At 42.6% G+C, this 25,409-nt stretch carries 25 protein-coding genes; 13 read left to right on the top strand and 12 right to left on the bottom strand.

Annotated elements, in window-relative coordinates; all coding sequences use genetic code 11:
* Positions 1–23 precede the first annotated feature (23 nt).
* Complete coding sequence (locus ACP26M_RS14410) at positions 24–200, top strand: DUF6496 domain-containing protein (protein ID WP_167516215.1); 177 nt, start codon at positions 24–26, stop codon at positions 198–200.
* An 86-nt stretch (positions 201–286) separates the two neighbouring features.
* Here the strand turns inward: ACP26M_RS14410 and ACP26M_RS14405 are convergent, their stop codons facing one another.
* The 3 genes from ACP26M_RS14405 to ACP26M_RS14395 form a co-directional block, all read right to left on the bottom strand.
* Complete coding sequence (locus tag ACP26M_RS14405; RefSeq protein ID WP_426580849.1) at positions 287–1,258, bottom strand: Gfo/Idh/MocA family protein; 972 nt, start codon at positions 1,256–1,258, stop codon at positions 287–289.
* Between the two features lie 122 nt (positions 1,259–1,380).
* Positions 1,381–2,373 (bottom strand): L-glyceraldehyde 3-phosphate reductase, encoded by a 993-nt coding sequence (gene mgrA, locus ACP26M_RS14400; RefSeq protein WP_426580847.1) that lies wholly within the window; start codon positions 2,371–2,373, stop codon positions 1,381–1,383.
* Between the two features lie 80 nt (positions 2,374–2,453).
* Positions 2,454–2,801 carry a winged helix-turn-helix transcriptional regulator gene (locus tag ACP26M_RS14395; protein WP_426580845.1) on the bottom strand — a complete coding sequence of 116 codons (348 nt, stop codon included), beginning with the start codon at positions 2,799–2,801 and terminating at the stop codon, positions 2,454–2,456.
* 106 nt (positions 2,802–2,907) lie between these two features.
* Here ACP26M_RS14395 and ACP26M_RS14390 point away from each other — a divergent pair, with 106 nt between their 5' ends.
* Positions 2,908–3,399 (top strand): lipocalin-like domain-containing protein, encoded by a 492-nt coding sequence (locus tag ACP26M_RS14390; protein WP_426580843.1) that lies wholly within the window; start codon positions 2,908–2,910, stop codon positions 3,397–3,399.
* 134 nt (positions 3,400–3,533) lie between these two features.
* On the opposite strand, the gene ACP26M_RS14385 is transcribed toward ACP26M_RS14390, so the two are convergent.
* The 7 genes from ACP26M_RS14385 to ACP26M_RS14355 all read right to left on the bottom strand — a co-directional run bounded on the left by ACP26M_RS14385 (position 3,534) and on the right by ACP26M_RS14355 (position 13,295).
* Positions 3,534–4,886 carry a bifunctional folylpolyglutamate synthase/dihydrofolate synthase gene (locus ACP26M_RS14385; protein ID WP_426580841.1) on the bottom strand — a complete coding sequence of 451 codons (1,353 nt, stop codon included), beginning with the start codon at positions 4,884–4,886 and terminating at the stop codon, positions 3,534–3,536.
* A gap of 133 nt (positions 4,887–5,019) precedes the next feature.
* On the bottom strand, positions 5,020–5,838 hold the full coding sequence (locus ACP26M_RS14380) for an energy transducer TonB (protein ID WP_090523406.1): 819 nt from the start codon (positions 5,836–5,838) through the stop codon (positions 5,020–5,022).
* 249 nt (positions 5,839–6,087) lie between these two features.
* Positions 6,088–6,489 (bottom strand): ExbD/TolR family protein, encoded by a 402-nt coding sequence (locus tag ACP26M_RS14375; protein ID WP_090523411.1) that lies wholly within the window; start codon positions 6,487–6,489, stop codon positions 6,088–6,090.
* Positions 6,486–7,199: a MotA/TolQ/ExbB proton channel family protein gene (locus ACP26M_RS14370; protein ID WP_090523416.1), complete on the bottom strand. Its 714-nt coding sequence runs from the start codon at positions 7,197–7,199 to the stop codon at positions 6,486–6,488. The genes ACP26M_RS14375 and ACP26M_RS14370 overlap by 4 nt, the downstream gene beginning before the upstream one ends.
* The gene (locus ACP26M_RS14365) at positions 7,196–8,263 is read right to left on the bottom strand and encodes an SPOR domain-containing protein (RefSeq protein ID WP_426580838.1); all 1,068 of its coding nucleotides are present in this window, start codon (positions 8,261–8,263) and stop codon (positions 7,196–7,198) included. The genes ACP26M_RS14370 and ACP26M_RS14365 overlap by 4 nt, the downstream gene beginning before the upstream one ends.
* A 40-nt stretch (positions 8,264–8,303) precedes the next feature.
* Positions 8,304–10,175, bottom strand: a complete 1,872-nt coding sequence (locus tag ACP26M_RS14360) for a hypothetical protein (RefSeq protein ID WP_426580836.1) — start codon at positions 10,173–10,175, stop codon at positions 8,304–8,306.
* Between the two features lie 27 nt (positions 10,176–10,202).
* On the bottom strand, positions 10,203–13,295 hold the full coding sequence (locus tag ACP26M_RS14355; protein ID WP_426580834.1) for a tetratricopeptide repeat protein: 3,093 nt from the start codon (positions 13,293–13,295) through the stop codon (positions 10,203–10,205).
* A 271-nt stretch (positions 13,296–13,566) separates the two neighbouring features.
* Between ACP26M_RS14355 and ACP26M_RS14350 the strand changes: the two genes are divergently transcribed.
* The 5 genes from ACP26M_RS14350 to ACP26M_RS14330 all read left to right on the top strand — a co-directional run bounded on the left by ACP26M_RS14350 (position 13,567) and on the right by ACP26M_RS14330 (position 18,780).
* Positions 13,567–14,664, top strand: a complete 1,098-nt coding sequence (locus tag ACP26M_RS14350) for a hypothetical protein (protein WP_426580832.1) — start codon at positions 13,567–13,569, stop codon at positions 14,662–14,664.
* Positions 14,665–14,850: 186 nt separating this feature from the next.
* On the top strand, positions 14,851–15,885 hold the full coding sequence (locus ACP26M_RS14345) for a LacI family DNA-binding transcriptional regulator (RefSeq protein WP_426580830.1): 1,035 nt from the start codon (positions 14,851–14,853) through the stop codon (positions 15,883–15,885).
* Positions 15,886–15,993: 108 nt separating this feature from the next.
* Positions 15,994–17,043 carry a glycoside hydrolase family 43 protein gene (locus tag ACP26M_RS14340; RefSeq protein WP_426580828.1) on the top strand — a complete coding sequence of 350 codons (1,050 nt, stop codon included), beginning with the start codon at positions 15,994–15,996 and terminating at the stop codon, positions 17,041–17,043.
* A 230-nt stretch (positions 17,044–17,273) separates the two neighbouring features.
* Positions 17,274–18,131 (top strand): SDR family oxidoreductase, encoded by an 858-nt coding sequence (locus ACP26M_RS14335; RefSeq protein ID WP_413319256.1) that lies wholly within the window; start codon positions 17,274–17,276, stop codon positions 18,129–18,131.
* Between the two features lie 67 nt (positions 18,132–18,198).
* Positions 18,199–18,780: a Crp/Fnr family transcriptional regulator gene (locus tag ACP26M_RS14330; RefSeq protein WP_426580826.1), complete on the top strand. Its 582-nt coding sequence runs from the start codon at positions 18,199–18,201 to the stop codon at positions 18,778–18,780.
* Here ACP26M_RS14330 and ACP26M_RS14325 read toward each other — a convergent pair.
* On the bottom strand, positions 18,777–19,367 hold the full coding sequence (locus tag ACP26M_RS14325) for an HD domain-containing protein (RefSeq protein WP_426580824.1): 591 nt from the start codon (positions 19,365–19,367) through the stop codon (positions 18,777–18,779). The genes ACP26M_RS14330 and ACP26M_RS14325 overlap by 4 nt on opposite strands.
* A 170-nt stretch (positions 19,368–19,537) precedes the next feature.
* Here ACP26M_RS14325 and ACP26M_RS14320 point away from each other — a divergent pair, with 170 nt between their 5' ends.
* Positions 19,538–19,978, top strand: coding sequence for a DoxX family protein (locus ACP26M_RS14320; RefSeq protein ID WP_426580822.1), 441 nt, complete (start codon positions 19,538–19,540; stop codon positions 19,976–19,978).
* Between the two features lie 36 nt (positions 19,979–20,014).
* Here ACP26M_RS14320 and ACP26M_RS14315 read toward each other — a convergent pair whose 3' ends face one another.
* Positions 20,015–20,884, bottom strand: a complete 870-nt coding sequence (locus tag ACP26M_RS14315; protein WP_426580820.1) for an AraC family transcriptional regulator — start codon at positions 20,882–20,884, stop codon at positions 20,015–20,017.
* A gap of 562 nt (positions 20,885–21,446) precedes the next feature.
* Between ACP26M_RS14315 and ACP26M_RS14310 the strand changes: the two genes are divergently transcribed.
* From ACP26M_RS14310 to ACP26M_RS14290, 5 genes are all read left to right on the top strand, one after another.
* Positions 21,447–22,412, top strand: coding sequence for a sensor histidine kinase (locus ACP26M_RS14310; protein ID WP_426580818.1), 966 nt, complete (start codon positions 21,447–21,449; stop codon positions 22,410–22,412).
* Positions 22,413–22,575: 163 nt separating this feature from the next.
* Positions 22,576–22,983, top strand: coding sequence for a hypothetical protein (locus ACP26M_RS14305; protein ID WP_426580816.1), 408 nt, complete (start codon positions 22,576–22,578; stop codon positions 22,981–22,983).
* A gap of 11 nt (positions 22,984–22,994) precedes the next feature.
* Positions 22,995–23,327, top strand: coding sequence for a hypothetical protein (locus ACP26M_RS14300; protein WP_426580814.1), 333 nt, complete (start codon positions 22,995–22,997; stop codon positions 23,325–23,327).
* Positions 23,328–23,349: 22 nt separating this feature from the next.
* The gene (locus tag ACP26M_RS14295; RefSeq protein ID WP_426580812.1) at positions 23,350–24,468 is read left to right on the top strand and encodes a PAS domain-containing sensor histidine kinase; all 1,119 of its coding nucleotides are present in this window, start codon (positions 23,350–23,352) and stop codon (positions 24,466–24,468) included.
* A gap of 86 nt (positions 24,469–24,554) precedes the next feature.
* Positions 24,555–24,992, top strand: coding sequence for an RrF2 family transcriptional regulator (locus tag ACP26M_RS14290; protein WP_091163129.1), 438 nt, complete (start codon positions 24,555–24,557; stop codon positions 24,990–24,992).
* The last annotated feature ends 417 nt before the right edge of the window (positions 24,993–25,409 follow it).

Below are 25,409 nucleotides of genomic sequence, written 5' to 3'. Positions count from 1 at the left end.
TTATTTACTTAAAAAGTAACATTATGGCAAAGTATTCAGAAAAAGCCGGAGAGAAGGTTGAGAAAACCATGCACGAAATGAAGGAAGGCAAGCTGAAAAGCGGCAGCGGCAAAAAAGTAACCAGTAAAAAGCAGGCAGTAGCTATAGGACTGTCCGAAGCCAGGAAAGAGGGAGCCAAAGTGCCGAAGAAGAAAAGTTAATATATTATGACCGGAAAAAATTTCGGCACCTGTCGAAGTCTGATGAATTTAAACACCATACTTCGACAGGTTTTGGCCTGATCCTTTTATTTTTTTAATGTAAACGCGTCTATGATATCCATCAGCGTCACAGCTTCTTCAATGGGGCAGGGGTTGGGCTCTTCGCCATTAAAGTAAGCTACTATTTTGGTTATGAAAGGCTGCTGGATATGTTCAGGATGAGTGAAAGTTATGGTGTCTTCTTCACTATCAGTTCTCCAATTGATGTAATTGCCAAAAAACGGGAAGGTGATTTTTCCTTTTGTGCCGATGATCTCACAGGTATCGGTGGTTTCACTTTCGGCTACATTAAAACACCAGGAACCGTTAACCACTACCTTGTTTTTAAATAGGATCTGCCCGCAAACATGATCGTCGGCAGGTGTTGAGTTTGATTGATTGAGCGAAAAACCATGATATGTTTCAGGCTCGCCGAAATAATACAGCATCAAATCGAGCTGATGCGGGGCAAGATCATGGAAGTAGCCGCCGCCTGATAATTCGGGCCGTACACGCCAGTTGGTTTCCACATCGGCAATCAAAGTTGGTTTGCGGCTTTGCCACATCCTGATCTGTACGGTACGGATCTCCCCAATAAGCTGGTTATCAATCAATTCTTTAACCTTTAAAAACATAGGTAAAGCCCGGCGATAATGGGCAACTGTAAGTTTTGAATTGCTTTCATTTACTGCCTCCGCCATAGCCCTTGCTTCGGCCGAATTGCGCGTTACCGGTTTCTCGACATAAACGTTTAACCCTTTTTTTAATGCGGTAAGTGCATAATCGAGATGGGATGCGGGAGGGGTGGCTATGTAGATCGCGTTTAATTCCTGGTCGTTCAGTAATTCACTGGCATCGCTGTACCATTTGCCTACGCCATGGCGTGCAGCATAATCGGCCGCTTTTTCTGCATCGCGGCGCATAACTGCCACAAGGTTACTTCCCGCCACTTTTTTAAATGCAGGCCCGCTCTTTTTTTCAGTTACGTTGCCGCAGCCTATAATGCCCCAGTTTATCATTGTTAGCCCCTCTAAATCTCCCCTAAAGGGGAGACTTTAATTTTTATTTAAGGAAAGATATTAAAATTACTTGTCGAAAAGAATAGAAATTGGCGCTCCGCCATAGTTCCCCCTTTAGGAGGTTAGGGGGCCAAAATTTCTTCTATCCTTGCTAACTCCTCTGCCGAAAACCGGAGGTTATTCAAAGCTTTTAATGAATCGGATAATTGTTCGGGCCTGCTTGCGCCTATCAATACAGATGTCACGCGGTCATCTTTCAGGATCCAGGCCAGTGCCATTTGGGCCAGCGACTGCCCGCGTTGCACTGCCAGGTTGTTCAACTCCTTGATTTGCCTCAGGCGTTCGTCCGTTATATGGCTTTTTTGAAGGAAGCCTGTTGGTCGCGCAGCCCTTGAATCTTCCGGGATGCCATGAAGGTATTTATCCGTCAATAAACCTTGCGCCAGTGGTGAAAAGGGGATACAGCCTACGCCTTCGTTACCTAAAACATTCAGCAGACTGCCTTCAACCCAGCGCTCAAACATGGAGTATTTAGGCTGATGGATAAGGCACGGTGTGCCAAGCTCTTTGAGTATTTTGATAGCTTTCGAGGCCAGTTCGGCAGGGTAGTTGGAAACACCAACATACAAAGCTTTTCCCTGGCGAACAATGAGATCTAACGCAGCCATGGTTTCCTCAAGTGGCGTGTTTGGATCGGGGCGATGGTGGTAAAAGATATCCACATAATCAAGCCCCATGCGTTTAAGGCTTTGATTAAGACTGGCTACCAGGTATTTCTTCGAGCCCCAGTCACCATATGGGCCCGGCCACATAGTGTAACCGGCTTTACTTGATATAATAAGTTCGTCGCGATAATCGCGGAAATCTTCCTTCAGGATCTTTCCAAAATTCTCTTCGGCCGAGCCGGGAGGCGGGCCATAATTGTTGGCCAGGTCAAAATGGGTAATGCCGCTGTCGAAAGCGAGATGTAATATTTTGCGGTAATTATCGGCAACGTCAACATGACCGAAATTATGCCAAAGGCCTAATGAAATAGCCGGAAGCTTGATGCCACTGTTACCACAGCGGCGATATTGCATTGTTTGATATCTATCGGCAGATGCTATATATGTCATATTTTTAGGTAAGGATCGGGCCGTAAAAATAGAACTTTAGGCAGATTAATAAAGGTATTTTTGACTTTACTGAAATTAAATTATGGCATGGCTACTATATCATTAACCTGCATCTGATGTTTGGCCCAATCGCGTAGTAATTGTAAAAAAGGAAGTAATTCCCGGCCTGTATCGGTAAGAGTATATTCAACCCTTGGAGGTACTTCAACATGCACCTGCCGAAGGATGAGGCGATCATCTTCCAGCTCACGCAGGGCCTGGGTAAGCATTTTAGAGGTTACGCCTGTTACAGTGCGCCGTAACTCGCCATAACGCATGGTACCATTGCGTAAACGCCACAGTATGCGACCTTTATATTTGCCGCCTATTCGCTGAAAAGCGTAGTCGATACCGCATTTTGGGGCTTCGTGTTTTGATTTTTTATCCATCAATTAAAAATAATATAACTGATTTACAGCATGGTAACTTTTTAGTAATCAGGCTACTTTTTTGTGCCTTATTGCTAATGGAATATAGCAAATATAACTTTGCTACATGAAATATAAATCGCTTTTGATCCTGATGCTGGTTACAATATGTACGGCATCGGCACAGAACAAACCCTCTGTTTATAATTTGACCGGAACCTATGAATTGGTAACAGTTGATAATATTGCTGCCGACGGCAGCCGAACCCATCTTTACGGTGATTTGCCGAAGGGGATTCTTGTAATTGATGCTATGGGGCATTACGCTTTACAGATCTATAGCGAAAACCGGCTAAAGTTTGCATCGGGAGATAAAGCTAAGGGTACCGATGATGAGAACAGAGCCGCGATAAAAGGATGTAATGCTCATTACGGTACCTATAAAGTTGAAGGGAATAATATCAATTTTAATATAGAACATGCATCGTTCCCAAACTGGGAGGGCACACAGCAAAAACGCCCCTTTACAATTTCGGGCGATATTTTTAAGTACACTGTACCCGCGCCAACTACCGGAGGAGCGGTAATGGGAGAGGTGGTTTGGAAGAAACTGTCTTAATCAGAATTTACAGGATTTAAGAATTAACAGAATGTTTTACTTCAAGCCCAGATTTAAAGGGTTTGAAGTAACAGGAAACCTCGCCTATTTCTACATCAAAATTTCGAAAATCCTAAAATTCTGTAAATTCTGATTCAGACAACTTCAGCCACCACAAAAGTGCTTCCGCCTACGAAAACAAGATCATCATTAGCCGCATTTTTTTGTGCCGATAGCAGTGCTTCTTTTACCGATGGATATGCATTACCAATTAAACCATGAGCTTCGGCCTGGGCTTTCATGATTTCAGCGTCCAGGCCTCTTGGAATGTCTGGTTTGCAGAAATAATAAGTAGCACCTTTGGGCAGCAGCGGTAATACTTTGCCGGTATCTTTATCATTTACCATCCCTATAACCATGTGCAGGTGCTTGTAATGAAGAGAAGCAATATTTTTCATCACTTCCTCAATGCCATCGGGGTTATGTCCGGTATCGCAAATAGTAAGCGGGTTATGGCTTAAGGTTTCCCAGCGGCCATGTAGGCCGGTGAGATTTTTGACTTGCTTTAAGGCTGTTTCGAGGTGCTCATCGGTAACTACAAAGCCTTGCTCGCTTAATTCATCAACGGCGGATAAAACGGTTTTTACATTTTTAAGCTGATAGCTACCTGTTAGGTCGAGTCCGAAAGTCCGAAAGTCCGAAAGTCCGGAAGAGGTATGGCCCAATGGGTTTCGTTTCGCAATAATTTTAAGTAGCCCTTCGTTTTCTTTCCGACTTTCGGACTTCCCGGCTTCCGGACTTGAAATCGTCCACTCTCCTGATGCAAACCGAATGTTGCTGTTAGTTTGCGCAGCTTTATCGATAAACACGTTTGATACCTCCGGTTGTTGTTCACCAATGATTACCGGGATGCCCGGTTTGATGATGCCTGCCTTTTCGCCGGCTATCAGTTGCAGGGTATTACCCAGCATATTCATGTGGTCCCAACCTATGTTGGTAATTACCGAGAGGAGAGGAGTGATCACATTAGTTGAATCCAGCCGGCCGCCTAAACCTACCTCAATAACGGCGATATCTACCTTTTCTTTGGCGAAAACATCAAAGGCAAGTGCTACGGTCATCTCAAAAAAGGAGGGGGCTATTTCATCAAAATCGGCCCTATGAGCTTCAACAAAGTCAATTACGGTTTGCTCGCTGATCATTTGTCCGTTAATGCGGATCCGCTCGCGAAAATCTTTGAGATGGGGTGAAGTATAAAGCCCTGTTTTGTAACCCGCTGTTTGTAAAATGGCCGCCAGCATGTGCGATGTTGATCCTTTGCCATTAGTGCCGCCTATGTGCACACTTCTAAATTTATGGTGAGGATTATCCAACCGCCTGCAAAGCTCGAGCGTATTGGTAAGGTCTTTCTTAAATGCGGAAGCCCCGTCCCGTGTAAACATAGGGAGCTGGGTGTAGAGGTATTGGAGGGTTTGATTATAGTCCATAGTCCATGGTCCATAGTCCATAGTTGATGGTCAATGGATTTTACCGCAAACTTATGGTTTATGCGTCATAGTGCATAATCATGGTCGATCCAATTTACCGTAAGTTAACAGATAAATGCTATGGTCTATCATCCATCGACAATGGACTAAGAAATCAATTTACCTTAAACACAAAAACAACGGTACCCTGTTGCTGATCGGGGGCATTATCAAGCGGGTTAAGTTTGGAGTTTTTTACAGCATCTTCGCATTTTTGAAGCAAGCCGGCATCTGATATGGTGGTACCACGGGCACCGGCACGGGCATACGTAACGTTGCCATCTTTGTCAACCCGGATATCAACTACAATTTTACCGCTTTGACGGTTGTCGTCACTTACAGAGGGTCGGCTCACAAAGTTACGCTGTGCCATATTCAGGCTACCGCCATTGCCGGATCCTGTTCCGTTATAGTTATTGGTGAGCGTTGTGCCTGTGGTTTTACCCTGATTGCCCGGAGTTTTGCCTGTGCCATCGCCTTCACCGGTACCGGTTGATGCTTTGCCTTTGTACAAAGCATTTTGGTTAACGGTAGGTTTTGCCGGCGGTGTTTTTACCGGTGGAGTAGGGGCAACATTTTGACTTGGTTTTTTAGTAGGCGCGGCCACTTCTGGGGCATCCTCGTTATTTTGGGTAACTACCGTTTTTTCGCTGCTTTCGGGCGTTGGTTTTTCTTCGGTGGGTTTACTTTCGGTAACCTTGTCCGGTTTGGTGTGATTGGCTTTTTCGGCAACAGAAGGTTCTTCGGTGCTCATGTAATCATCGCCCATACCTTCATCAACCGTACCGTAGTTTACCAATATGCCGCCTGTTCCGTTCTCTTCAACTGGCGGATTTTTGAATACAATAAAATAACATGCCGCTATCAGCACAGCCATAATAATGCCTGTTGCTATAAATGCTTTCGGATAGTTATTTTCTTCCCTGTACTCCATTTTTATAATTAGTGCAATTTTTTAATTAGCAGTATTTTCTTAGTTGCAGTGGCAGTTTTTAGTAGCAGTGGCACTTTGCAGTAGCAATACCAGCTGCAAAAGTTAAAAAAATCAAGCAGATAAACTGCTTCCTTGAAACTGCAACTGCTATTAAAACTGCTACTTTTAAAAAGAGTGGCAGTTTGTTTAAACGATTACAGTAACTTACTGCAATAATCTACTATAAACTTTAAACTGCAACTGCCACTGTTATCCCTTAGGTTCTGTCGCCAAAACCAGTTTAATGTTCAACTTTTGTGCCACGTCCATCACTTGTACCACATCCTGTATAGCTACAGTTTTATCAACATATAAAACTATGGTAAGTTCGGTAGCCAGGGTTTTGTAACCCGCCAGCGTAGTTTGCAAAGCATCCACCGGGATCTCTTTTTTATCTACGTAGTACTTCAGGTCTTTGGTTACTGAAACGGTTATGGTTTTTTTAGATACCGACTGCCCTGTTGATGATTTAGGCAACACCAGCTTAATAACGTTAGGGTTGGTAACTGTTGAGGCTATAAGGAAAAACAGCAGCAGGAAAAACATAATATCGTTCATTGCCGATGTATGTACCTCTGCCGATGCGCCCCTGTGTCGTTTTCTTAAATTCATTTGCTCGGCTCCTCTAACAGGTCAATAAATTCAATGGCATCGGTTTCCAGCTTCAGGATCACCTTATCAACCATCATATTTAAAATGTGGTAGCACACATAAGCTACGATACCTACAAACAAACCTGCGGCTGATGTTACCATTTTTACATATAAACCGCCAGAGATTACACCCATGCTGATGTTATCGGTTTTGGAGATATCATAAAAGATTTTGATTACACCGGCAATGGTACCCAGGAAACCAAACATCGGCGCTATACCGGCTACGATACCTAAAATTCCAATATTTTTTTCCAGTTTGGATACTTCCAGTTTACCAACGTTTTCAATAGCCCCTTCGATATCTTTTATAGGGCGACCAATGCGCAATAAACCTTTTTGCAGCATGCGCCCAAGCGGCGTGTTATTGTTACGGCAAATAGCAATGGCCGATTCCAAATTGCCCGAGTGGATACTTGAACGTACCTGTACCATCAGGTTTGATTCATCACGAGATGCTTTACGGATAGTAAAGTAACGTTCAAAAAATATTACCAGCCCCAGTACAGCTAAAATACCTATCGGGATCATTACCCAGCCACCCTTGATCAACAGGTCGCCAAAGCGAAGTTCTTCAGTTGGCAGTGCTGCGGTTGTTACGGCGTGGTTTGCGGTATCTGCCAGGTGTTTGGCGGTATCTGTAATTTGCTGAATTAATAATAAAGTCATTTCGTGGAATCAGTAATTTGTTTTGAGTATGTGTCTTTAGTTATTTTTCCTTGTGATATGAGTTTTTTTCTCACGGCTTCTGCTTCCCCAGATGAGGAAAACCCTCCAATTATGATCTTGATCCGCGGACCGGTTCCTGGTCCTTTCAGCAGGCGGGCGTCAATTCCCTTGCTTTTATAATCTTTAACGGCCTCATTGCTTTTGGTTAGGGTTTTAAACGATCCTAAAAATATCGCAAACTCAGGCTGTGCTACGGTATCTGTTTTAGCTGTCGGTTTATTTAACGCTTCAACAGGTTTAGAAATTGTCTTTGTCGTATCAGCAACAGTTGGAGCGGAATCCTTTTGGATACTATCCGGCTTAATTACGGGAGCAGCTTTGGGCTTTTCAACCTTTGGTTGTTCTTCAGGGCTGCCATTGTTAAGATGTAATAGTGCGGGGTTATATTTATATACGCCAAAAGCTGCTGCGGCAAGTACAACCACTGCAATTACTATTATAACCCAAATACTGATACCACGCTTAACTTCGGGTTCATCATCAATATACTCAGGCTGCTCAACAACGACTGCGGCTGTCGGCGGAGGTGTATAGGTTTGCTGTAAAGGGATGGCCGTAGGCAAGGGCGGCGGCGGTGGTGTAGGGGGCACATAATTAACCTTGTTAATGGTTACCGGAGTAAGGCCAAAAAACAAAGGATCGCTGCCCGGCGGCTGTTCCTGCGGCCTGAAAGCGATTTTGCCTTCCTGCATGTAAAACCAGCCTAATTGGGCAAAAGGTACTTCATGCAGCGCCAGTTCCTGCTTAAGGCTGTTAATGTATTTTTCGGTGAAATATTTGGATGATGCCAGCGAGATTTTTTTCTTTTCGGCGATATGGCGTGTCAGGATCTCATCGTCTTTAATCTCCTGGTCAAAATGCAGTTCATAACCGGGCGGATAAAAAGTTGCCTGTACATCATCATAATAGCCATTTACACGCAGGCGCGAAAAGCAGCCCAAGCCAGGTACACTTATTTCGGTGTACCGACCGAGTAGTTCGCTTAAATAATTGGCTATATCCATCCGGTAAAAATACGGTTAATTTTAAAACATCAAACAGGGCTTAAAACGAGTACCCTACGCCGCCAAAGATATTAAATCCGTAGTTAGGGTAGTATAACCAATTTTGATACGAACTGCTCAGGATATTATTAGCCTGCGCAAATACCGAAAACTTGCTGTTTATCCTGTATTCTACGCTGCCGCTCAGATCGCCAAAGCCCTTAATAGGCTGTTTAATCTGGTTGTAAACCGGGCTTCCCGGGGTAGATGTTGGTGCCAATACCAATAACCTGTCGGTTGTTGAGCCGCGGATAAGTAATGAGCCTGTAACAGTCAATTTGCTGTCGATATGTATAGCTGTACCAGCAGTTAACAAAAATTTGGGCAAATTCCATGGCTCACTTTCTTTAGCCATTTGATAGTCTTTTATTTCAACGCGACCGAAAATGTTAAAATCGTCTGTTGCTTTAAAATCCAGCTCGCCGTTAAAACCGTTTACGCGTGTTTTGCCATCATCATAAATAACAGCGAATTTGTTGCCCTCGGCGTTGAAGTTACTCACCATTAAAGGCATGTTTTTAATGCTGTTGCGGTACACGGCAGCTTTGAAGCTTAAGCCCGGAGCAAGCGTGCCTTTTAAACCAGCACTGATATCCAGCTGATCAACCGAGTTTTTGATGTTGATGTTTTGGCCAAGGAATGGATTGATCATGGCAAAATCGTGCAGTGAAGAGCGGTTAACATCACCTTTGGCTTCCACAAACAGCCGTACATATTTAGGTACCACCTGTACCTCAAGCTTTGCTGCCGGGAAAATGTAAAACTTGCCAAAGTCGCCAAACTCTTTCACAATGTTAATTCCCGCGTCTATCTTGTAGTTAGTACCCTGAAATTTGATGTAGGGGTTAACCCTTGCAATGTTATTACCAAGACTGTATAGACTGTCTTTTTGACTGGCCAGGTCTAACGAAGCGCTTAAGCCTGCATAAAACTGCTTAACAGTTTGATTTAGAAAGCCTGAAATAACTACATTGTTTTCACGTGCCTGGTAAGCATTGCTAAATGCGTATCCTTTTAACTTTACAGCATAGGTAAAGTCGTTTTCAACGTCTTTGTAATTCTTTGCCAGTTCAACCTCGCCGCTTATGGTATTGAAGTGCTGTTTTGTCGGCACAAAATTGATGTCGGGAGCATCCTGGTTGTAACCGTAAAAATAGGTACCTAAACGATTGTAGTTGATGCGGCCTGAGATATTGTTATCGCCAATGATACTTTTACCGAAAACACCAACGTCATCGCGGCTTTGGGTTTGTTTTTGCAGTGAGCCAGATTGCGACAAATGTTTTATGAAACCGCCAAATTGTAAAGCCTCATCCCGACCGTTGGCAAAATAGCCTTCGCCATAAATGGTTTTCAGGTTGCCGAAACCAACTTTAGCAAAGTTGTTGGTTAAAACAGAATCCTGTTCTGCCGGCCTTTTCATTGGGTCAAGCTGCCTGATCTCGGAGTTTTGCTCCTGGCGTTTATCAAGCGGCGCATAGGTTAGAGGTGCTTTAAAGGGCACTTTATCTTCTAAATCGGGGTTACGACGGATCTTTACTGCATCGGCCAGTACTGGTTTATAAGCAGTGGTCACTACAATTTCTTCTGATAAGCTACCACCATTGGCAGCGTTGTTGGGATTATTGCCGCCGCCCTTCTTAGTAGTATCCTGCGCTGTTTTTGCAGCGGCATCGCCCAAGCTTTTGCTGTCGGTAGCTTTTTTAGTTACAGGTTTGGGCGCGGCCTTTTTTGGTGCCGGTTTGGCGGCAGGCTTTTTAGTTGCAGTTTTTACTGTTGCTTTTTTGGTAGATTTCTTTGTTTGTGCCTGGGCAGGAACAAAGTATAATGCTATTATTAAGGTAAGCAGCGTATATGTGTATCTTGAGTTCATTGCTTGTCTTTTTTATATTACTCTTTGTTACTGTTTGTTAGTTGTATCGGGCTGGGCAGTTTCTTTGGTGCCTGTGGCAGGGGCTTTGGTTTTGCGGCCGCTCAGTTTATCCAGCTTCTCTTTAGCAGTAGGTAATATGTCGTCATCGGCTTTATAGTTATCAATGATACTTTGCAGGGTTGCTTTGGCCTGGAAGGTATCTTTTAAGCCCACATAGGTATCTGATAACAAAATGTATGTTTTGGCCACCCAGTAATCGTAGTTTGGCATTTCCTTGGCTAAATCAAAACACATTTTTTGCGCTGTTTTGTATCGTCCTTTTTCATACTCAATAAGTGCGAGGTTATAACGGGCTTCTGCCGCGGCAACGGTTTTGGTGTTTGTTGCAGTATAGGTGAACTGTTTAACAGCCAGGGTAGTATCGCCGGTTGAAAGATAAGCCTTGCCTTCGTATAAACCGGTTTTAAACTTGTCCTCCTGCGATGTTTTATCATTTGTTTTAACCAGCTCGGCGTATTTGATGGCATCATCGGTCATTTGCATTTCCGAATAGCAGTACATCAGGTTAGTAATGGCGAAGGTATAATCAGCTTTATATTCTGAATTGGTTTCCAAACGTTTCAGGAACACCACCGCTTCGTTATATTTCTTTTGCTGCATGTATAATTTAGCCATGCTGATCAACGCTTTTTCACTGTAGGCGCTGGTCCAGTCGTTCAGGATCACGTTATAATCAACCACGGCTTCGTCTGTGCGGCCCAAGGCTGCTAAGCCTTGCGCGCGGATAAAGCGTGCCTGTTTTTCGTAAATCTGTTTGCCCGGGAACTTATCAAAATAAGCGTTCACCGCGCTCACAGTACCCTGCCAGTCGCCTTTAAGGTAAAGGTTGTTGGCTGCGGTGATCATGATGCTTTCCTGATCGGAGGTGGTATAATTACCGATAGGGGTGGTGCCTGCATAGTTAATAAATGTTTGGGCGTCACCTTTATCAGTGTAGATCTTTTCGATCTGTTTTAAAGATTGTTTGGCCTCATCGGTTGACGAGTAATCCTGTACTACTTTTTTGAATGATTCAATAGCAAGGTCATCGTTGCCCGCGTTGTAATCAATCAAACCGATAGTAACCAGTGCGCGTGGCACATAGCTGCTGCGCGGATATTTCTGGATCATGGCCTGCAGATCGGCTTTGGCTTTATCACCGTCTGTTTTCAGGAAGTAGGTATAAGCTATCTCGAATGAAGCGTCATCTGCATAATCAGAGTTAGGGAATTTGTTCAGTACATCATTCAATGTACTGATCTTGGTATCCAATGAACCCTGTAAACCCTGGATCATACCACGTTGAAACAACGCATAATCTTCGCCCTGATTGTGCATGGCTATGATGCGGTTATAGTAGGTCATCGCACTGCCGTAACTCTTCATCACAAAATAGCTATCGGCAAGGCGGGTGATGGCATCATTCTGGGTGTTGGCGTCTTTTACATCGCCTTGTAAAAACTTCTCGAAGTAATTGGCTGCTTTTTTGTACTGCTCATCGCCAAAGGCCGCGTAAGCCAAAGCATAGTTGGCATAATTGGCTACATCAGTTTCCTTAGCCTCGGGCATGCTCAGGAATTTCTCGAAATTCTCTACCGATTCGCCGTATTTACGAACCTCGAACATGGCCTCTGCCATCCAGTAAGTAGTTAAGGCTTCAGTTTTGCTATCAACCGGATCTTTCAGCGAACGCAGGAAGATACCAATCGCATTCTCAAATGCACGCTCGTTATAAAATTCCAATCCCCGGTAGTAAGTAACTTTTTGATAAGCTAAACGTGCACTCTGGCTTTTATTAGGGATGGGCTCCAGGATCTCCACAGCTTCTTTATAGCTGCGTGAGTTTAGTAATTCTTCACCCAATAATACCTTAACCTCGTCAATACGTTTTGAACGTGGGTATGTAGCCAGGTATAACCTTGTGGCACCTAAAGCCTGCAGGTTAAAGTCGAGCTCGTATGATAGTTTGGCGTACTCATAAAGGGCATCCTCTTGTAATTGCTTATCATAATCAAGCTTGGAGGCATTGAGGAAAGCGTTACGGGCACTCTGTTTATTGTTCATTTTCAGGAACACATCGCCCAGGGTATAGTTACCGCTTTGGCTGTAAACATCGTGCTGTTCAACCAATTTTTCCAGTTCGCTGGCAGCTTTGGCATAGTTGCCTACCTTATAATAGGTATAACCCATCTGGTAGCTGTCCTGCGTGTTTTGGGTACGGCCCTGATCCCGGTCTTCAAAACGGCCATAGTACTTAACCGCGTTGTCATAATCAGCCTTGGCAAAGTATGATGCAGCGATGATGCGCAGCATTTCAGTTTCGTTTTGCTGATGTGTGCTGTTTACAATAGGAACGGCGTAGTTGAGCACATCGTCATAACGCTTATCTAAAAAGTAAACTGCCGAGATATAGTAAGGATAGCTGTTTTCGTATTTCTTAGAATTTTTAAGCTTTTCAAAATTTACCAGGGCAAGATGATAATCCTTGTTCAGGTAAGCGATGTAGGCAAAATAATAAGTAGCATCTTCGGTAAACTCGGTGCGTTTGTTTTTAACCTCGCCAAAAAGCAATTGGGCATTTTTGTAGTCTTTTAACTCAAAATAGGCATACCCCTTACGGAATTTATACTCGGTATTGTCATGGCCGTTAAGCTCGCCTGCCTCAACCTTGTTAAACCAGCGGATAGCGTCTTCATATTTACCTTGTTTAAAATACGATTTACCAATCTGGAAAAAAGCCTGTTTGGTAAGCGGATTTTCAGGGTGTTCTTTTATAAAACGGAGAAACATGCTTTCGGCATCATCATTGCCCAGGTTAAGGGCGCAGAATGCTTCATAATACTGGCAGTTTTCTTTAGTGAGCGATAGCTCAGTTTCAAACTGTGGCTGGGTGCTTGTTTTAATTTTGTAAGCTTCAACCAGGCGAAATTGTTCGGCCGCCGAAGCAAATTTTCCTTTGTCCATCAAATCAATAGCCGCGTGATAAGTGCGGTAAATTTGAGTGGAAGGATTTTGCTGGGCTCGTGCTGTTGTAACTAAAAATACGGGAATGAGCAGGGTGATGTATCTTGTTTTGATCATAAAGCGCATACTAACGATAGTGCGAAAATAGCTAAACCAAAAAGAGGCTTTTCACATTAGAAATTAACAATTGTGGATAACACTTCTTTTAACGAAGGTAATACTTAAGATAATATCCATGTGGAAAACTTTAAAATTGTTGAGTACTGCCGTGGTGCCGGCTATGAATAATCAAAAATAATAATTACACGTTAAACAGTGCAATTTATTTGTATTTTGAGCATTATAATACCCTGGGGGCGGCGTGCCCCATCCATTATTTTTACCCATTATGAATAGCGTTCTTAACAGAGGGGGGGTGTGGTTGCCGGTTATTTTGTACATGTTGGTGTTTTGTCCGTTAAATTCAAAAGCACAAAAAACAAATGCCGAAATTGTTTTAACAAACAGGCAGTTAAATGATAAACCGAACGAATTTTATATCGCAAATGTTACTGATGAACGGCCCGACCGGAGTGCCGTCGCCTGGTTATTATCAGCCACAGGTAATTTGCCGGCAGTAAAACATGAAGTTGATTTACAGGGAGGCACAGCAACAGCTGTTAAACAATTTGCTGATTATGCTATCCCTGTTAATAAGATGTTACGCCCGGTGGTCATCCGCATTAAGAAGTTAAAGCTTACTGAAACGGCAATGGCCGATGGCAGGATAGAAGGCCGGCTGGAGATACAATTATGGTTTGAATTGAAAAAAGCTGAGGACAATGTGCATTTGATCGATTACCCGGCAGCTACAATATACTATCGCGGCGCGGGGCAACAGTACGATACCGGGGTGCTGATAAGCCGGGCCCTTGAAGCAGGACTGGTGTATTTTAACAGATGGATGAATCGTGAAGCGGGCACTAATATCAAACTGGCTAAGGGAGTAAAATTAATCTTTACCGATTATTCGGAACAGCCGGAAGGCGATACCATCTACTACTCGGCTAAACGGCCTTTAACCTGGAATGACTTTCAGGATAAAGCCCGGGGCGAAAAATATGTTGCCGAGGTGCAGCCAAGTTTTGGTTACACAGAACAGGTAGAAGTAGTGAAGTCGATAGTGGTAGTGAAGATAAGCATGCGCGTGTTTTTGCCTAAAAGTGCCGCCTGGGTAAAACCGGAAGGACGTACAGGCTATGCTCTAAATCATGAGCAGCGGCATTTTGATATTGTAGCGATAGTAGCCCGGCATTTTAAGAAGGCCCTTATGACTATGAAACTCCCGGTTGATAACTATGATGGCTATATTAATGTACAATACCTTGACTCGTACCGTGAAATGAACCAGCTACAAGATCAGTATGATAACGAAACCAGTCACGGTACAAACCAATACTACCAACAGGAATGGAATATGAAAATAGATGGATTTTTAAGAGATTAAGACAAGAGACTCAACACGCCCGAGCCCGGGGGATAATAGCATATATATGAATTTAAATTCGTGGATGTCAGCATAATGTTACATGGCATAATACATCCTTATGCTGTGCAGGACTTATTTTTCTTATGTTTACTCTCCTTTATATAATTGGATTGTTAATTTTAGGATCATAAGCAAGGGGGCGAAATGAATTTTGGCGGAATTACCATAAAGGATATTGCTAAAGAGTTAGGGATCTCACCGTCAGCGGTTTCCAAGGCGCTTAAAGACAGCCATGAAATTGGCGAAAAAACCAAGGCGCTTGTACTGGAGTGTGCTAAAAGGCTTAACTATCAGCCTAATCTTAACGCTCAAAGCCTTAAACGGGGTAACAGCAAATCTATTGGCATTGTGGTTTCAACTATTGAGAACCAGTTTTTTTCGCAGGTGATCAATGGCATCGAATCAGTAGCGCACAGTAAGGGATATAATGTGTTCATTACTCAAACCCATGAATCGTATGAGCTTGAAATGCAAAATGTACGTCACCTGACTTTTCGCTCCATTGATGGTTTGCTGATCTCTCTCTCAACCGAAACCCAAAATATTGATCACCTGAAAAACCTGCATGAAAAAGGTTTGCCTATCGTTTTCTTTGATAGGGTAAGCGATGAAATTGAGACGCATAAAGTAGTGGCCGATAATTTTGCCGGGGCATATAAAGCCACAACACAATTGCTTGAGGCAGGATACCATAAAATAGCTCATATTACCAGTTCGGTAAACGTATCCATTACCGCCGAACGCTTGAGGGGATACAAAGATGCACTTGAACAACATGGTATAATACCTGATGAAAAACTGATCAAGTACTGCCCACATGGTGGTAAAGACCTTGCCGAGATCGAAAACGCGCTAAGTGAATTGTTTTCTGAAAGTAAACCCGATGCTATTTTTACAGCCTCTGACAGGATCACGACTACTACCTTGTCCCTTCTTCATAAATTAGGCTTCCGGATCCCTGCTGATATCGCTTTGCTCGGCTTCACCAATACCCAACTGGCCGAAGTTTTAAACCCGCCGCTAAGTGCTGTTTATCAGCCCGGTTTTGAAATGGGAAAAAAGGCAACCGAAATGCTGATCAGCATTATCGAGAGCAAGCGGCCTGTTACAGAGTTTGAAACTACCGTATTGCCTACCCGGGTTTTTATCCGCAGTTCCTCTCAACCGGTAAAAGCTTAATATTAAATACCTGATTGGTAATAAATGTATGCTTAACATTTGTTGTTTTTGTGGAAACTTTTACAGATTTTTAGCGCATTATAAACTACGCTAAAACCTTTCAGCTCTATGAAAAAAATGTTCACTGCCTGTTTGCTGCTGCTTTTATTTTCCAGCGCGGCAATTGCACAAAATACCGGCAATAAAACTTTTACCAACCCGTTGCTGCCATCAGGCGCCGATCCCTGGGTGATCTGTAAAAACGGGTTTTACTACTATACCAATTCAACAGGGGGCAATATTGTTATCTGGAAAACAAAAGATATTACCAAGCTGAGCACTGCACCTAAGAAAGCTGTTTGGGCGCCGCCGCCTGGTACAGCTTATTCCAAAGACTTATGGGCGCCCGAACTCCATTTTATAAATGGCAAATGGTATGTATATTTTGCCGCGGATAATGGCGATAACAATAACCATCGCATATATGTACTGGAAAATAGCTCGGCCGACCCAATGGAAGGTATCTGGGAGTTTAAAGGAAAAATAGCAGATAGCACCGATAAATGGGCTATTGACGCTTCGGTATTTGAAAATAACGGGAGTTGGTACATGATCTGGTCGGGTTGGGAGGGAGACCATAATGGGCAGCAGAATATTTACATCGCTAAAATGAAAGACGCTCTGACCATCGGCAGCAAACGCGTGAAAATATCGAGCCCCGCTTATCAGTGGGAAACCAATGGCGATCTGCATGATGCTGGGAACCCGGCACATGTAAGTGTGAATGAAGGACCGGAAATTTTGAAACATAAGGATAAGTTATTCCTGATCTATTCGGCCAGTGGCTGCTGGACTGACTTTTATGCATTGGGCATGCTTACCGCTTCTAAAAATAGTGATCTGTTGAACCCTGCCTCATGGATCAAAACAGAGGAGCCGGTATTTAAGCAATCGCCGGAAAACAGCGTTTACGCGCCCGGTCATAACTCATTCTTTAAATCGCCAGATGGAAGGGAAGACTGGATCCTGTACCATGCCAACTCAAACCCAAACGAAGGCTGCGGTAATAAACGTTCGCCTCGCGCGCAAAAATTTACCTGGAATAAGGATGGTTCGCCAAATTTTGGTATGCCAATGAAAGATGGACAGCCTTTGGCTGTGCCGTCTGGAACTAAGTAAAGGGAGACTGCTTTAAGACACAGTTAAAAAAAATCGTCATTGCGAGGAACGAAGCAATCCCCGATAGGCGGAGTCGTTCTGTATAGTTCGCGATTGCTTCGTACCTCGCAATGACGTTCTTGTTATAAGCACACAATTTTCTTGACAAATGTCAATTTCCTTCTTATCAAATGTCAATGTACAGGTTATAGCATCGCGGTAGATTTGTATCAACAAAAGAACGATACAAAATGTCAAAAACAATTTTTATAACCGGAACAAGTACAGGATTTGGTAAATTAACCACTATAACCCTTGCAAATGCAGGCCATACCGTAATAGCAGGTATGCGCGGAATAAATGGCAAAAATGAAACTGTAGCCAAAGAGCTTTCAGCCTTGCCAAATGTTGAAGTAGTTGAGGTAGATATTACTGATGATAATTCAGTTAAAGCTGCTTTTGAATATACATTAACCAAATACGGCCATATTGATGTGTTGGTGAACAATGCCGCAGTTTCAGGCTTTGGCGTACTGGAAGCTTACTCGCTCGACCAGATCAGGCAGATGTTTGAAGTGAATTTTTATGGAACCCTGCGCACCATCTTTGCGGTTTTGCCGGGGATGCGTAAAGCTAAAAATGGCCTTATCATTAACATTACATCGGGTGCAAGTGGTCATACCCTGCCGTTCATGATTCCTTATCTTGCATCAAAATTTGGGGTAGAAAGCATTACCGAAGGTTTAAAGGATGAGCTTGCGCAGTTCAACATCGAAAGCGTTAGTATTCAGCCGGGCGTATATCCAACCGAAATGAACAATGGCAGCAAAACAGGTATCCATGCAGATAAACCGGAAGTTGTGGCCGAATACGGCGAGGCCTCAGCACAGCAATTTAACGCTATGGGCACCGCGCTTTTCAGCAAAATGGCCGAGTTTAACATGGACCCTCAAACTATTGCCGATGGTATATTGAGGCTGGTTGAAATGGAAAAGGGTACCCGCCCGTTGCGTTATCCACTTGATGCCGTAGCGCAGGGTACCGACCAGGAATTTATTGATGCCCGCGCCGCTATCAAAACAAAATGGTTAAGCAAATACACCGCATAACCTAATTATAAAAATATGACCCGAACAAAAGCAAATATCCCCGGATAAAGGAGATATTTGCTTTTATATGTTTGAGCAATTTAAAGAGTACATTGGCCAGAAAGCAACACTCACCGAAGCCGACTATGCTGAAATTGAAGCAGTTTGTATTTTTAAAAAACTCCGTAAAAAGCAGTATTTATTGCAGGAAGGCGATGTTTGGAAGTATAACGCTTTTATAACCAAAGGCTTGGTTCGATTTTACAGCGTTGATGAAAGTGGCCGCGAAAACATTGTAAGCTTTGCCAAAGAAAACTGGTGGACCGGCGACCGTGCCAGCCTGCTTACCGGCGAGCCTTCTAAAAATAATATTGATGCTATTGAGGATACAGAACTGATACTGATTACCAAAACAAACTTCGACAGGCTTTGCCGTGATATACCGGCTTTTAACGATATGGTTAATGCCATCCTTAACAAAAGTTTCATTACCAGTCAAAACCGCATTCACTCGGCCATTGCCTTTACTGCCGAGCAAAAATATCTTGATTTTGTGCAGAAATATCCCGATCTGTCGCTAAGGGTGCCACAGGCGATGATTGCATCTTACTTAGGCATTACCCCCGAAACCTTAAGCCGTGTACGAAAAGAAACTGTAAAGAAACATTAACCCTGAAACTTCATCAGTTCAATGTTTTTCTTTTTCATGGCTTGCAATACCGTTTTACCGTATTCCGTAAAATATTGGTGCTGTTGTAACAGGCTTAAATTAAGGGCATGCCATTCTTTGTCGCTATACCGCTTATCCAAATGTACTTCCCATTCCTGTTTTAAATCATGGGCAAAATCCAGGTAGTTTACAGATGCCAGGTGGTGCATATCGGCATCGCAAATAATTTGCTGGATAAGGTTTTGGGGCGATTGCGGTACTTTGGTGGCTTCAATACAATCCCATACCTGTTGTATAAAATCATTATTATAGTGGTGCTGCATTAAAAAAGTACCGGCAATGATCATGCTGGTGTCTTCATGGCCGTTATAATGATAAAGGTAGCCTGTATCATGAAACCAGGCAGCTATTGTTAAAATGGTTAGTTCCTGCTTTTTTAATTTGCAGTGTGATGCAATTTCTGTTACTGCGTTAACAACGCCCAATGTATGTTTAAGGTTATGAAAGTACATGGTTGATGGTAGGTTTTCTTCCATCAGCGACGTGACATAGGCAGCAGCCCTTTTTACTATACTTATTGCAGGCATAAGATAGTTGCGATACTACCCTCACATTCTGTAGAAATTCTGGATAAATATTAACCGGCCAAACTCTCAACAAAAAGATGACACTTTTATCGTACTTGTGTAAACATGGAACAGAGCGTTTCTGAGCGGGCTTTTAAAGCTTTATTTTAGATGCGTAATTTGTACATAATATGAAAAACACACTTCAAATAGCACAGCTTTATTTCCGCTTTGCATTAGGGATAGGCTTCCTGCTACCCGTGGCAGATCGTTTAGGTTTCCTGGGACCAGCAGGGCAACGTTCTGTAAGCTGGGGCAGTTGGGATAATTTTGTAGTTTATACCAACACGCTAATGCCTTTTCTGAGCCGCTCAATGGCCGGGGTAATGGGCTTTTTAGCAACAGTTTGTGAGGTTTGTATAGCTATTATGTTTATTGTGGGTCTTAAGATCAGGGCAGCTGCATATGCAAGTTTTGCCCTTACATTTACATTTGCCCTGTGCATGACTTTGTTTTTAGGGGTTAAGGCTCCCTTCAGCTATTCGGTTTGGGCCGATAGCGCAGCCAGCTTAATGCTGGCAGGTATATCTACCTACCGCTGGAGTATTGATTTCAAATACGACGAAATGTAATTCGAAACTTTAAAAAAATAAGCTTGTGATATGCTGTTAAAAAACAGGTTGTAATATTGTGCCCTTTTTCTTAAAATCAGAGAAGCTGATACCGGTAGTGTTTTTAAAAAATTTACTGAAATGGGCCAGGTCACAAAAGCCCAGGTCATATGCAATTTTTTTCATGCAGCTATCAGGATGTATGGCCTGCCGTTTTGCCTCGGCGGCAACCCTTTGCCTGATGTGATGACCTGCCGGCTGGCCTGTTAGCTTTTTCACCACCTCGTTGAGGTAGTTGGGGGTTACCGCTAACCTGCTGGCATAGTCGGCAACCATTTTATTCTCTCTGAAGTTTTTATCAAGCAAGGTCATGAAGTTTTGCAGGATGGCAGTATTTCGCGACTGTTTTGGCACCTGCTCCGAGTCCAGCTGGCGTGAAAGATAAATTAGGAAAATCTTGAAATAACGCTTCAATATCTCGGATCGGTAAAGGTTATGCCTGCTGTATTCTTTAAGCATTATTTCGCTGATATCAATCATGTCCTTGGCCAGTTCACTGCTTATGGTGATGATCTGCGTTTGGTTAAACATTTGATAAATGGGGCTGTATACAGGCTCCCTGCCATAATCTTCTATATCTAAAAACGAATCGGTGAACGATATGACATACCCCTGTAAACTGCTGCTAAATTTAAGATTATGCAGCCGGCCGGGTTTGATCAATAGTAATTGATTGGGGGTAACAGCTTCTTTTTGCAAATTGAGCCTGTAGTAACCGTTACCGGCTGTTATCCAAATCAGCATAAAATAATCGTTAGGAAGGTCAATGCCGTTTTCTTTGATCCACTCAATGGTATGGATCTTAAAAGGAAAGCAGCAGGATGTTTTGTCAAAGTTTAGCGGTGCAAAATCGTTAGCTTGTTTCATGGTTACTTAGTTTAAAGCTTATAGTATATGTACCGCTACTCTAATTTCGTGCCGTTGTTTTTATTTTATTGATAATCAGTTACTTGTTATTTTTTTGAATGCCGCTTCTTAACGAAATATCATTATATTCCTGATTGGAAAGCGAAATATCGTCCTTATATATCCTTAACCGCCTAAGCCGTGTACTATCACCGGCAAAAGGGGGCGCGCCGATATGTTTGAGCTAAATGTAGCTATTGACAAAACATCTACTATTCAGGGAGAAGAGATGCCGGTATTTTGGTTCTGCCTCAGTCATCCTACATTCACGAATAAAAGAGGTTGAAACTGGAGATCCGGATGCTTAGTATTTGATTATTAATCATATAGATTAATATTTGCTTTTATTGCAAGGTGGTAATACAATACATAATTTATACATCAAAATCCATATTTAATACATTGATAAGGTTTGGGCAGCATATTATTTTTATAAGTTGAATTTGAGGACATGTTTATTTGTGTATAAGCATGCATTGTGAACAGGAGTTTTGGTTTAGGGCGGTAATAAAAATAATACCAAGTGAATATCAATATAAGCTTATCCCGGTTTTGTTGCAAGCTGACATTAACAGGCTTTTTGCTTTTGATATCCACAAACTCGCCAGCGCAGCGTTACGATTATATCGCCCAGGGTGTTTTGTGGGCAAAAGGTAGTTCGTTTTTTATTAGATGGGACCTTATAACTGTCGGCATTGTGGCGTTGCTTTTCGTTTTGGGGGGTGCTTATGTTGGTTATTGGCAAAAGCAAATAAACAGTAAACGGTTGCAGCTAAAGGAGAAGGAGATCAGTGAGCAAAATCAAATGCTGCAGCTTTTAACTGCGGATAAAAACCGCCTGCTTGATGAAAAGGACTGGCTGTTGAAAGAGGTGCATCACCGGGTAAAAAATAACCTGCAAATAGTTATGAGCCTGCTTAACACCCAATCGGCATTTTTAAAAAATAACGCAGCGCTTGCCGCCATCCGTGAAAGCCAGAACCGGGTACAGGCTATAGCTCTCATCCATCAGAAATTATACAGCAGCTCAAACCTGGCCTTTATTGATATTGCTGTTTACATCAGCGAACTGGTTAATTATCTTGCCGATTGTTATGACGCTCATGAACGGGGAATCAGGTTTGAACAGCAAATTGAACGTGTTAAAATAGACGTTGCCCAGGCCGTACCTGTTGGCCTTATGCTCAATGAAGCTATTACCAATGCTATTAAGTATGCTTTTCCACACAGGCGTGGCTATATAAACATCTCGCTTGGTACACTTGATGATAATAATATCATGTTGAGTATTGCCGATAATGGCATCGGCCTGCCGCAGGGTTTTGATATTAAAGACGCTTCGTCATTAGGTATGGAAATGATGAAGGCCCTAAGCAAACAACTTGGCGGGAATTTTAAAATGGAAAATAACGAAGGCGTGGCAATAACGCTGGTTTTCCGTGCCGAAAAGAATTTCGGGAATATCGAAAATGAATATTATCCTATATAGTATTAAAGGCCCATTTATCATGGGCCATATGTAATTTGTACTACTGAAACCATAATTAGTACATTGATTTCGGGTATCTCCGGCCCGAACTTTACATTGTTAAATAACAGTTAATAATTAAGCATTAATTAATTGTACGATAAATGTGTAAAGCCCTTACGCTATGAAAAAGTTTGTTTGTTTGGCGGTAGCCTTCTTCACAAGTGTGTTGATGTTTATAGCAGCAGGTTTATTTATTAAGCTTAGCACAGGTTTGATGGAACCGCTGGTGCCCGCCAGGTTTTTCATAATCGTGCTTTACAGTATATGTTCATTGAAATTTGCTTTGCTGGTTATTATGCTTATGCCGGACAAACCTATGCTTAAGCAAATAAGCATAGGTTTTATATCGGCCGATATGTTTTTACAGCTATCGGGCAGCGTCACCGGCTTGGCAATAAGCGTACCTGTGCCGCTTATTGCAATACAGGCATTGCTCCTGCTTTTTTACATGGCTTTGCAAGGCCGTTTATGGCTTTATAAGGCCAATGCAAACACTATTGAAAATGAATTGATGGCATCACCTATTTAATGAATGACAATATGCATCACTATGATGAACAATTGATTAACCTCATTATTGATCTGCAGGAGCGGGGCTTTAATCACGATTTTGTAATTGAGAATGAATATATCAGGTGCTTACAATACAACGAGCTGATCTCGCCCGATGATTTTGATATCCTGGAAACCTATCACTGCAAATCATCGGGAAAAAATAATGATTGTAGTTTGGTGTATGCCATCCGGTTAATTAACCACGACATAAAGGGCATATTGATGAGTGATTACAGGGCATATATTAAAGGGATGTCATTACGCTTATGGTCAAAATTTAATAATGTGATCAGGCTAAATCTATCAGTAACAAAATAAAATTTAAGAAAAACATATCCAAATGAACAGGGAAATCAGAAATATAGAAAGCCGGGCGGGGCTAATGCCTGAACACACCATCGGAGTGGCATACATAGGTAATTGGAAAATTCAGCTCAGCTCAAATAAGGTATCCTTTTGCCCGCGGATGCGCAAGATGCTTGAGCTATCAAAGGGGTATGATGAAAATATCGAAGCACTTTTTGGGCTGGTTAAACCCGGGCAGTTGAGCGGGCTTATTCATGAGTTTAAGGTTGCTTCCTTTAATGGTACCAAATTTGAAAAACAGGTGCAAATTGTAACCCCATCCGGTACCGAAAAATGGATCCGGCTTACCGGTGTTTTATACTCACGCAGATGGGGCACTGCCGAACAAATGATTGGTACCATTGAAGATGTTACCCAGAAAGTTAACGAGGACTGCCTGAGCATGGCTATTGTAAATCATGAACTGCGTGCGCCGTTAACTATTATAAAGCTCAATACCCAGTTTTTAATTAACCATCTTGCACTCAGCATCAATAAACAACCGGTGAGGTTGCTGAACATGGTTGATCAGCATATTAACGGGATGACCAAACTGATTGATGAATATTTATCACCATCAACCGGCGAGGACAGATCAGCACAGCTCAATTACAGCCTGTTTGATATTAACGACCTTGTTGATACAGTACTTGGTGAAATGAGGATCCTTTATCCCGGCCACCGCTTTTGTAAATATCCCACTGCCGATAGCATTTTGGTTAGGGGAGATAAATACAAGATCATCCAGGTGCTGATCAATTATTTAACTAACGCTGCCAAATTTTCGCCGCCATGCTCACACATTAACATTAATATAGACTGTACCGAAAATGATGTTGAAGTATCGGTGCATGACGAGGGCGTAGGGATTAATGAGGAAAACAGCCAGGCGCTGTTCCAGAAGTTTTACCAGTGCAATCAAAAATCAGTGCGGCAAAAAAACAGCAAAGGACTGGGTTTATATATTGTGAAAAGCATTATCCAAAAACATGGCGGTACAGTAAAAGCCGAAAACGGAAAGGATGGAGGTGCTGTATTTTCTTTTAGCTTGCCGCTTAACCAGCAAAATAAATTTAACACCGTCGGTCCGGAAGCAATAAAACTAATGGCATAGACTGTCAGGTTTAAGTAAACGAAACAATAAAAGATATTTATATCTTTTATTGTTGATTTAAATAATTACTTTTGCTATATAAAGCAATGGGAATATTTTCAAAAACATGCGAGTATGCGGTAAGGGCGGTATTTTTTATAGCCCAGCGCACCGCCGACGGTAGTAGGGTTGGCATAAAGGAAATAGCCGTAAACATTGATTCGCCCGAGCATTTCCTGGCTAAAATACTTCAGGATTTAAGTAGAAGAGGTATCATTCAATCGGTAAAAGGGCCCAACGGAGGTTTTTATCTTGATGCACAAAGCCTGGCCCGCCCGTTATCCGACGTGATAGAAGCGGTTGATGGCGGCGGCATATTCAGGGATTGTGGTTTAGGGTTAAAGGAATGTTCGTCAAAAAATCCCTGCCCCTTGCATCATGATTTTTTGGACGTGAGGAACCGTCTGCAAAACATGCTTGAATCTATTACCATAAGCCAGTTCAATGAAGATCTGAACCTGGGAATTGTAGTACTGAAAAAATAAATCGCCCACACGAAAAGCAAGGCGCGGTCAAAGCATTCCAATTTTAATGAATTAAATAAAAGAGGATGTTGAAGTAGTTAATTAAAGGATAAAAAGGTATTAATATATTATATAAGAGTCGAATTTAGTATGTGAGTGAGCTCAAGACACACCTGCAAAAAGTGGGCAGGCTAAGGCGATCGCGTTAGGGGATGGGAGGATACCGGCCAGGTGGTTAATGCCCTGTGCAGTATGAGCGGATAGCCCGGCCGGAGATAACGTCCGGGTAATTTGGATTGGGATGTCGATTTTGAATTTTTTGCTGTAACGATTTGAAGATCGGACGGCTTTTAAAATTAAGCAGGTGGTTAACCTGGCATGATTGTTTAGCAAGTGTGTTTTTGAAACAAGTTCAACATGATTGTTATTTATGTTAAG

Origin of the sequence: Mucilaginibacter sp. R-33 (assembly GCF_049949235.1) — a bacterium.
Lineage (GTDB): Bacteria > Bacteroidota > Bacteroidia > Sphingobacteriales > Sphingobacteriaceae > Mucilaginibacter.
This window is presented reverse-complemented; position numbering and strand designations above follow the sequence as displayed.